7 protein-coding genes are annotated in these 9579 nt (G+C 59.4%); all 7 read left to right on the top strand.

Features of this window, described 5'->3' with window-relative positions; translation table 11 throughout:
- The first annotated feature begins 148 nt into the window (after nucleotides 1–148).
- The 7 genes from acpS to DXD94_RS08935 all read left to right on the top strand — a co-directional run bounded on the left by acpS (nucleotide 149) and on the right by DXD94_RS08935 (nucleotide 9469).
- Nucleotides 149–688, top strand: a complete 540-nt coding sequence (gene acpS, locus DXD94_RS08965) for a holo-ACP synthase (RefSeq protein WP_055252164.1) — start codon at nucleotides 149–151, stop codon at nucleotides 686–688.
- Nucleotides 689–2305: an NAD(P)H-hydrate dehydratase gene (locus tag DXD94_RS08960; RefSeq protein WP_117763845.1), complete on the top strand. Its 1617-nt coding sequence runs from the start codon at nucleotides 689–691 to the stop codon at nucleotides 2303–2305.
- A gap of 2 nt (nucleotides 2306–2307) precedes the next feature.
- Entirely contained in the window at nucleotides 2308–3453 is a 1146-nt protein-coding gene (gene alr, locus DXD94_RS08955) for an alanine racemase (RefSeq protein ID WP_117763844.1), read from the top strand.
- 8 nt (nucleotides 3454–3461) lie between these two features.
- The gene (locus tag DXD94_RS08950; RefSeq protein ID WP_117763843.1) at nucleotides 3462–4082 is read left to right on the top strand and encodes a uracil-DNA glycosylase; all 621 of its coding nucleotides are present in this window, start codon (nucleotides 3462–3464) and stop codon (nucleotides 4080–4082) included.
- Nucleotides 4083–4094: 12 nt separating this feature from the next.
- Nucleotides 4095–4601, top strand: coding sequence for a tRNA (adenosine(37)-N6)-threonylcarbamoyltransferase complex ATPase subunit type 1 TsaE (gene tsaE / locus DXD94_RS08945; protein ID WP_089573670.1), 507 nt, complete (start codon nucleotides 4095–4097; stop codon nucleotides 4599–4601).
- Complete coding sequence (tsaD, locus tag DXD94_RS08940; protein WP_117763842.1) at nucleotides 4588–6972, top strand: tRNA (adenosine(37)-N6)-threonylcarbamoyltransferase complex transferase subunit TsaD; 2385 nt, start codon at nucleotides 4588–4590, stop codon at nucleotides 6970–6972. The genes tsaE and tsaD overlap by 14 nt, the downstream gene beginning before the upstream one ends.
- Nucleotides 6973–7579: 607 nt before the next feature.
- The gene (locus tag DXD94_RS08935) at nucleotides 7580–9469 is read left to right on the top strand and encodes a carbon starvation protein A (RefSeq protein WP_117763841.1); all 1890 of its coding nucleotides are present in this window, start codon (nucleotides 7580–7582) and stop codon (nucleotides 9467–9469) included.
- The last annotated feature ends 110 nt before the right edge of the window (nucleotides 9470–9579 follow it).

Below are 9579 nucleotides of genomic sequence, written 5' to 3'. Positions count from 1 at the left end.
GATGAAGAAGGGGGAGGCCTCGCGGCCTCCCCCTTTTTTGCGTTTACGGGCTTTTGTCTCACATAGTAGCTATGTTTTATAACCCTCGTTTGTCGCATCTTCTGTGAACGGGCTACAATAACTTAGTCTGTGCGATATGGAGGTGAACATGGCTGAAGCTGGTATCGGCGTTGATATCGTCGAGATTTCCCGCATGAAATCAATTCTTGAAAAGACGCCGTCGTTTGCTCGGCGTGTGTTTACCGAAGAAGAGCGTGCGTATTGCGATGCATCATCGCGTCCCGCTGCTCACTATGCCAGCCGCTTTGCTTCGCGCGAAGCGGTACTTAAAGCTCTTGGCACGGGTTTTAGTCAAGGCGTGGGTCGCAAGGATGTTTCGGTAACGCGTGATAAACTCGGCAAACCGAAGGCTCTGCTTTCTGGTCGTGCTCTCGAAATCGCCCAGGATTTGGGTGTTGTCGAGGTCGCCCTTTCTATTACCCTTACGGGTGACTTGGCTGTCGCTAATGCCATTGCAATCACCGAGGATGCTCGACCTAAGCCTAAGGAAGAAAAGGTGAGCAACAAGAAACGCGTTGCGCAGACATTTAAAGAGGCTCGCTCTGTATTAGATGAGCTCGAGCAGCTGCAGAATTCAGCATTGACGGAGCACCTGGGCGATGCTTCGCAAGATACGCTAGGAGCATAGATGAAACCGGTTTTGAGTACCGAAGAAGTCGTTCGTCTCGAGGACATCATCGAACGCGAAGGGACTTCGAAGGCCGAGCTTATGGAGCTAGCGGGTGAGTTTGCCGCCAACGAGGTCTTGAAGCTCAATCCCGATCGGGTTCTCGTTCTGGTCGGTTTTGGTAATAATGGCGGCGACGGTTGGGTTGCCGCCGATATCCTGAGCCACAAGGGTGTGGACGTGGATATCGTTTCTCCGGTTGAGCCGGATGAGATTCCTGCTGCTCTGGCACGTCATGTTGCTCGTCGAACTGCCTGCCGCGATGTGCACGTTTGCGTCGGTCCCTCGCGTGACGAACTCGAGGTTTTGATCGATAAGGCCGATGTTGTTGTCGATGCCATTTTTGGTACCGGTTTCCACGGGAATCTGCGTGCGCCGTTCTCCATTTGGATTCCTACGGTCAATGAATGCGCCGATTGTGTCGTATCCATTGATGTCCCCTCGGGCCTGAATGCCGAGACGGGCGTTGTTGATGACGACTGCATTCGTGCCGAGCGCACGGTGACGATGATTGCGCCCAAGATTGGTCTGTATAGCGCTGATGGCCCTGAGTATGCTGGCGATTTGATCTGCGGCAATCTTTACGACCGTCTTGACGAGGTCATCGATGATGTCGACCACGCCGCCGAGATTGTCGAGCCCGGTGACTTAGTTGATTACTTTGCTCCGCTACCATCGAATATCGATAAGTATTCCCGTGGCTCTGTGCTTATTGTCGCCGGATCTGCGCAATATCCTGGTGCTGCCATTATGGCGGCCAAGTCTGCAGCTCGCGCGGGTGCTGGTTACGTGGCAGTCGCGGCTCCTGACGCCTGTGCCAATCTTATTCGCATGGCACTTCCTTCGATTCCCGTCTTTGCTATTCCGTCTGATTCCCGCGGCTCCTTTGGCGCCGCTGCGCGCATGACGGTGTGCGAGATCGCAAAGAAGTACTGCTGCGTGCTGTGCGGTCCCGGTATGACGACATCTGCCGGCGCTATGCAGGTGGTTTCGGGCTTGCTCGAGCTTGATGTACCGCTAATTTTGGACGCCGATGCACTCAACTGCCTTGCTAAGATTGCCATTGACGGTATTGATAGTAACCCCGAGATGTATCGCCGTGAGCAGCCGTTGGTTATGACACCGCACTATCGTGAGCTTTCGCGTCTGGTTGCCGGTGACGAGGTGAACGACCTTGGTACCGCGATTGCGGCCGCGCAGAAGGTTGTTTGGGCTGCAGGCTCCGACAATCTGGTGGTCATTGCCAAGGGGCCGACGACGGCTATCTGTGGTGTTGAGCGCGTGCTGCTGCCACTTTCGGGTCCGGCTTCTCTGGCAACTGCCGGTTCGGGTGATGTTCTGGCGGGTATTTTGGCCGGCACGCTTGCCACCATGCGCGACGAGATGGATCGTTGGGAGTTGCTGTATTCGTACGCCGTCGCACTTCACAGCTACGCCGGTTTTGCCGCGGCGACGGAGTATGGTGAGAAGAGCGTTATCGCAACCGATCTTATCGACTTGATCGGTCCTGCCATGGAGCTGGCGGCAAAGGACGCGCTCGAAGATCTGGGAATCATGGACGAAGGGTCGGATGACTAATCATGAATAAAGCCGATTTGACGCGCTGGTCCTGGGTCGAGATCGACCGCGGGGCGCTCCGTCGCAACACGAGGGCCTATAAGAACTTGTTGAATCCGCGTCAGCGCCTGTGCTGCGTGGTCAAGGCCGATGCTTATGGTCATGGAGCTGTTGAGTGCGCCAAGATCATGTATTCGGCCGGTGCCGACATGTTTGCCGTGGCGACGGTTAACGAGGGCGTTGAGCTCCGACAGGGCGGGATTGCGAAACCCATCCTCATCCTAAGCGAGCCTCCTATCGAGGCCATTCCGACGTTGCTCGAGTTCGATATCATGCCCTCGGTCTATACGTCCGACTTTGCTCTTGCGTATGGCGAATACGCCGTCGCGGCGGGCAAGGTGGGCAAGTACCATCTTGCCATCGAGACGGGCATGAATCGTATCGGCGTTCACTACACACAGGTGCTCGACTTTGTACGCGGTATCAGTTTCCATCGCGGTATTCAGTGCGACGGCGTATTTACGCACTTCGCCACGGCCGATGAACCTTCGGGCTGGGACTACAAACTGCAGTGTCAGCGCTTTACCGAGGCCGTTCAGGCCATTAAGGATGCGGGCTTTGAGTGCGGTATCGTGCACTGCGCCAACACGCCGTCCTCGATGCTCGACCCCTCGATGCATTTTGATATGATTCGCGCCGGCGTCGGCTTGTATGGCATGCAGCCGTGCGAGCTGAGTGGCCGCGTGATGCAGCTCGATCCCGTCATGAGCGTCCACGCGCGCGTGACGCGCGTGGCGCATCCCGCGATGGGCGAGGGCGTGGGCTACGGCTTTACCTACCGCGTCCCGCGCACGCGCGTTCAGATCTGCACCCTTCCGATCGGTTATGCCGATGGCCTTTCGCGTACGCTTTCCAATCGTATGGACGTGCTGTATCGCGGCGAGCGCGTGCATCAGGTTGGCAATATCTGCATGGACCAGTTTATGGTCGCCATTCAGTCCAACCCGGCACACGAGATTCCCGAGGCCGAGTATGGTGACGAGATGATCATTGTCGGCCGCGATGGAGATGCCGAGATTACCATGGACGAGATGGCCCGACTGCGCGGAACGATTAACTACGAGGTCGCGTGCGGCTTTGGCATGCGTCTCGACAAGGTCTACGTGTAGGAGCCGCTATGGGCGTCATGCACATCCCCGGCCATACCCATCAGACACCACGTGAGGTCGCACTCGAGGAAATTGAGGCCGTTCTGGGCGATTGTCACCTCTGCCAGCTCTACCAGTCGCGTCACAATATCGTGTTTGGCGTTGGAAACCCCCGCGCTCGCGTGATGTTTATTGGCGAGGCGCCGGGCCGCAATGAGGATTTGCAGGGCGAGCCCTTTGTGGGGGCGGCAGGCGAGGACCTCAACGGCATTTTGTCGCTGGCGGGGCTCAAACGCGAAGACGTCTACATTGCCAACGTGCTTAAGTGCCGCCCGCCGGGAAACCGCAATCCGCGCCCCGAGGAAGTGCTGGCTTGCTCGCCATTTTTGCGTGAGCAGATTCGAAGCATCTGGCCCGATATTATTGTGACGCTCGGCAACCCCGCGACGCACTTTGTGCTAAAGACCGAGATTGGCATTACTAAGCTGCGCGGCAGGTTCCACCAGATGGGGCATTTTGTGGTAATGCCCACGTTCCATCCGGCAGCAGCGCTGCGCAATCCGGCGTGGCAGGAGCTGCTGGAGGAAGACTTTAAGATGCTGGGCGACTATCTGGAGCGACATTCCGCGCCAGAGGACGCCTCGGAATAATAAGGAGCATATATGTCCCTGGAGCGCCTGGGGGTAGGTACTTACAAAACGACTTGCGCTGCCGATACGGAGTACTTTGGCGAGCTAATTGCACCGTGCCTTGAGGACGGCGATGTGCTCATCCTGACCGGTGGCCTGGGAGTGGGCAAAACTCACTTTACCAAGGGCGTCTCGCGCGGGCTGGGCGATGGGCATATGGTTACGAGCCCTACGTTCGCCCTCATGGCCGTTCACGATCAAGGTCGTATTCCGCTGTTTCACTTTGATCTATACCGCCTGGAGCATGCCTACGAGCTCGAGGATACGGGCATTTTCGATGTGCTGGGCTATGAGGGTGCTTGCCTGCTGGAATGGGGCGAACAATTCCAGGACGAGCTGACGGATGAGTATCTTTCGGTGACGCTCAGGCGTGATGAGGGCGACAGCGACGTGCGAACGATAACGCTTGAGGCGCACGGTGACCGCGCAATGGAGCTTTCCCATTTGATTGATAAGGCTGTACAAGATGAGCTTGCATAACGACAACGCGCTGGTGGTGGCGCTCGATACCTCGACTGACATGCTTGCCTGCGCGGCAAGCTGGATTGATGGGCAGACGGGTGAGACGAAGCTCGTGAGTGGCGACCACATGTGTCGCCGTCACGCCAACGTTGAGCTCGTGAATACCGTTGATGGCGTGCTGGCTCAAGCCGGTCTGGATCGCAGCGATGTTGGTTGCTATGTGGTCGGCCGCGGCCCGGGGTCCTTTACGGGTGTGCGCATCGGCATCTCCACTGCCAAGGGCCTCGCGCGTGGTGCCAATGTTCCGCTGCTGGGCGTGTCGACGCTCGACGCTTGCGCTTGGACGGCGTGGAAGGCTGGCGTGCGCGGCAAGCTTGGTATCTTGGCCGATGCTATGCGCGGTGAGGTATATCCGGCGCTGTATATGCTGGTCGATGAGGGTCCCGAGCGTCAATTTGAGCGCGAACACGTGGTCAAGGCCGCCGTGGCGCTCGATGAGTGGCGCCAAGCAGCGGACTGGGGCCAGGTTCAGCTGACCGGTGACGGTCTAGTGCGCTATGGCAAGCTGCTGGGTGAGGACGAGGCCGCCCGCTGCGTGGAGCGCGACCTGTGGTGGCCTTCGGGCGAGGGCTTGCTGCTCGCGCACGCTGCGGGTGACGGCGATCCGGCCCGCGTCCTGCCGATTTACACGCGCCTTTCGGATGCCGAGGAAAACGAGCGCAAGCGTCTTGGTCTTGCCGAGAGTGCGCAGAGCGAAATTACGGGTGTTGCCGATGAGCTCGCCGGTCGTCATCTGCAGTTCCGTCCCATGGGCGCGGCGGATGCCGAGGGCGCAAGCGCGCTGGAGGCTGCCTGCTTTGAAGGTGCCGGACACGAGGCATGGACGCCGGGCATGTTCCTGTCCGAACTGGGCGAGGACGTCGCTGCGCCGCGTAGTTGGTGGGTGGCACACGACGACGGCAAGCTGCTGGGCCTTGCCGGCGGTATGGTCGTGGACGGTGATGTGCAGATTCTGGATGTCGCCGTCGACCCGGCACATCGCCGTGAGGGCATTGCCCGCAAGCTGCTGTCGCATGTGAGCTATGATGCCCAGATGCTCGGCTGCACTACGGCTTCGCTCGAGGTCGAGGACGGTAACGAGGGAGCGACCGCGCTTTATAACGCTCTGGGCTTTACCGAGGCTGGCCGTCGCCGCGGCTACTATGGTGCCGGCAAGGACGCCATCGTCATGACGGCTCCGCTGCCCCTGGTGCTTCCGGTCGATAATGCTTCGCCCGAGCCGACGGCGGCAGAGCAGCGCGTATGGCCGCTGCCTGCGCCTGGGCGCTCCGAGGGGGAGCGTGCCGAAATTGAGCGCCGCCGCCTAGTGCTCGCTATCGAGAGCTCCTGCGACGAGACGGCCGTGGCGATTATCGATGCGGATGGCAATATGCTGGCCAACCAGGTGTCGACACAGATTGATTTTCACGCCCGCTTTGGCGGCGTGGTGCCCGAGATCGCCTCGCGCAAACACGTTGAGGTGATTGTGAGTGTCGTGGATGCGGCGCTCGAGGATGCCGCAGCATCGCTTGGTCTTGAGGGTGGAGCCATCGCGCCGAGCGAACTCGCCGCTGTTGGCGTGACGCAGGGTCCGGGCCTGGTGGGTGCTCTGGTAGTGGGCGTCGCCTTCGCCAAGGGCTTTGCCTATGCCGCCGGCAAGCCGCTCGTGTGCGTCAACCATCTGGAGGGCCATCTGTTCGCCAACCTGCTGGCGCAGCCCGATCTCAGGCCGCCGTTTATCTTCACGCTCGTCTCGGGCGGTCATACCATGCTCGTGCACGTGAAGGCATGGGGCGACTATGAAGTGCTTGGCGAGACGCTCGACGACGCCGTGGGCGAAGCCTTCGACAAGGTGGCAAAGGCACTGGGTCTTGGCTATCCCGGAGGCCCTATCATCTCCAAGCTTGCCGAGACGGGCAACCCCAAGGCGATCGATTTCCCCCGTGCGCTTAACAGCAGGGGGGACTATCGCTTCTCGCTTTCGGGCCTCAAGACGGCGGTGACGCTCTACATCGAGCAGGAGACCAAGGCCGGGCGCACGATTCACCTGCCCGATCTGGCGGCTTCGTTTGAGGCAGCCGTCTTTGACGTTCAGTACAAGAAGGCCAAAAACGCCCTGCATGCCACCGGATGCAAGGAATACTGCATCGGCGGCGGCGTCTCGGCTAATCCGCATCTGCGCGAGATGATGATCAAGAAGCTTGGACGTCAGGGGATTCGCGTAACGGTGCCGCCTCTCTCGGCATGCACCGATAACGCCGCCATGATCGCGGAGGTCGCTCGCCGTAAATTCGACCGAGGAGAAATCTCGCCGTTCGACGTCGACGCCGATCCGAACATGACGCTGTAGTCGTGCTCGTGCGGTCCCCGGCGCTGCCCGGGCGCCAGCGGCCACATATGAACTTTCCTGCTCGGACAGTCCTGCTCACGACGGAGGCCACATTAAGTGGCCTCCTGTTCGTGCGGAACTCGCGATAAAGTTCATATGTGGCCGCTGGCGCCCGGGCAGTGCCGGGGACCTTTCTGTCCCGATGCGGCGTGGGGGTTCGTTTGGCGTCGACAGCGTCCGGCTCCCGCGGCTCTCAGGGGTATTTCTCATGCAAAAACTTTTGTCGGGTAAAGTCCGAGGTCAGTGGCGTTCTATACCGTAAATTTCAAAAAAGTTGAAAATTCATTACATTTGTACGTTGACTTTAGGTAACTAAAGTTTCATACTGCTTTTCATCCACTGGGGGATGTGAACACGCACGGAACGTTCACATCATGATCGAAGAGGATTTCTTAGACATGTTCACGCATCAGCTAAACATTATCAGCGTAGTAATTATCTGATGCGGGTTAGCACATACAGCTAGCCCGTACGATAACGGGCGGCTGATGAAGATGAGGGCCGTCGAGCGCAACCGACGGCCCTCATTTTTTATGTCTAGGAAGTTCTTTTTAGAGGAGGAAATGTAATGAACGGAGTTTTGCTCATGGTTGTGGCCGCGGCGGTGCTCGCCTGTGGCTATCTGGGCTACGGCCGCTGGCTGGCCAACAAGTGGGGCGTTGACAAAGAGGCCCTCACGCCGGCCAAGCGCATGAAGGACGGCAAGAGCTTCTCGCCCGTCTCCGCCTTTACCGCGTTCTCGCACCAGTTCAGCTCGATCTGCGGTGCTGGCCCTGTCACGGGTACGATCGTCGCCATGGCCTTTGGCTGGCTGCCCGTCGTGCTCTGGGTCCTCGTCGGCGGCATCTTCTTTGGCGCCGTCCACGACTTTGGTGCTCTGTACGCTTCGATGAAGAACAACGGCAAGTCCCTGGCCCAGCTCATCGAGAAGTACATCGGCAAGACCGGCCGTCGCCTGTTCCTGCTGTTCTGCTGGCTGTTCTGCATCATCGTCATCGCCGCCTTCACCGACATGGTCTGCAAGACGTTCATGTTCACCCCGGCCGTTGACGCTTCTGGCGCCGCTACCGGTGCCATCGACTTCACCAAGTCCTATGCCGCTGGCTGCGCTGGCACCATCTCCATCCTGTTCACCTTCGTCGCTATCGCCTTTGGTTGGGCCCAGAAGAAGTTCAACCTCACCGGTGCTACCGAGTTCGTCACCGGCGTGGTCCTCATGGTTCTCATGTTCGCCGTCGGTATGCAGTTCCCGGTCTACCTGGATAAGTTCCAGTGGTTCGCCGTCGTCATGGTCTACCTGGTCTTCGCTGGCGCTATGCCCATCCAGATGCTCAAGACCCCGCGTGACTACCTCACTTCCATCATGATGATCGTCATGATCGCCTGCGCTGTCCTCGGCATCGTCGTCTTGGGCGTTAACGGCCAGGCCACTATCACCGCTCCGGTCTTCACCGGCTTCTCCACTGCCTCCGGCATGATGTTCCCGGTCCTGTTTGTCTCCGTCGCTTGTGGTGCTCTCTCCGGTTTCCACAGCCTCGTTTCTTCCGGCACCTCTTCTAAGCAGGTCGAGAAGGAGCAGGACGCCGTCAAGGTCGGTTATGGCGCCATGATCGTCGAGTCCTTCGTCGGCATCCTTGCCATCATCGTCGCCGGCATCATGTTCTCCGATATGAACACCGCCGGTACTGGCGCCCTCAACGCCGGTGTCGCTTCCACCCCGTTCCAGATCTTCGCCGCTGGCATCTCCCGCGGTATGCAGGCCTTCGGTGTTGACGGTACGCTCGCTACCGTCTTCATGACCATGAACGTTTCCGCTCTGGCCCTGACCTCGCTCGACGCCGTCGCCCGCATCGCCCGCACCTCGTTCTCCGAGTTCTTTGCCCAGACCAACGACGCCCTGGCCATCGAGTCCAAGGCCGGCTACATGAAGGTTCTCGGCAACCCCTGGTTCGCCACGGTCGTCACCCTGCTTCCCGGTCTCGCCCTTGCCTTTGGTGGCTATGCCAACATCTGGCCGCTCTTTGGTGCTTCCAACCAGCTGCTCGGCGGTATGACCATGATCACCCTCGCCGTGTTCTGCAAGTGCACCGGCCGCAAGGGCTGGATGCTCTACGTGCCCGTCGCCTTCCTGCTCTGCTGCACCTTCACCTCGCTGGTCCAGAGCGCCATGGGCTGCATGACCGCCGTCCAGGCCTACGGTTTCTTCGGCACCATCCCGGCTACCGCCACCACGGCCGCCGTTTCCGTCGCCGCCACCAAGGGCCTGCAGCTCGTTTTCGCCGTCCTGCTGATGGTCCTGGGCCTCATCGTCGCCGTCAACTGCCTCAAGGAGTTCTTCGGCAAGGAGGCCGGCTCCATGCCTGATGAGGAGCCCGAGTGGTCCGAGATGGGCAAGGCCGAGTACGGTCGCGCCACTGCCGCTGAAGCTCCTGCCGACGCCGAGGCCGCCAAGGCCTAGTCGGTCGGACGGGTTGAATCTCCCATCTATTTGACTCGGAAAGACCGGGTCCGCAATTAAGCGGACCCGGTCTTTTTTCTTCAAGACTTTAGTCTGCTGGCCGCGCAGCG

The organism is Collinsella sp. TM10-22 (assembly GCF_003466125.1).
Classification (GTDB): domain Bacteria; phylum Actinomycetota; class Coriobacteriia; order Coriobacteriales; family Coriobacteriaceae; genus Collinsella.
The sequence above is the reverse complement of the archived record's forward strand: the minus strand, read 5'-3'. Positions and strand labels throughout refer to the sequence as shown.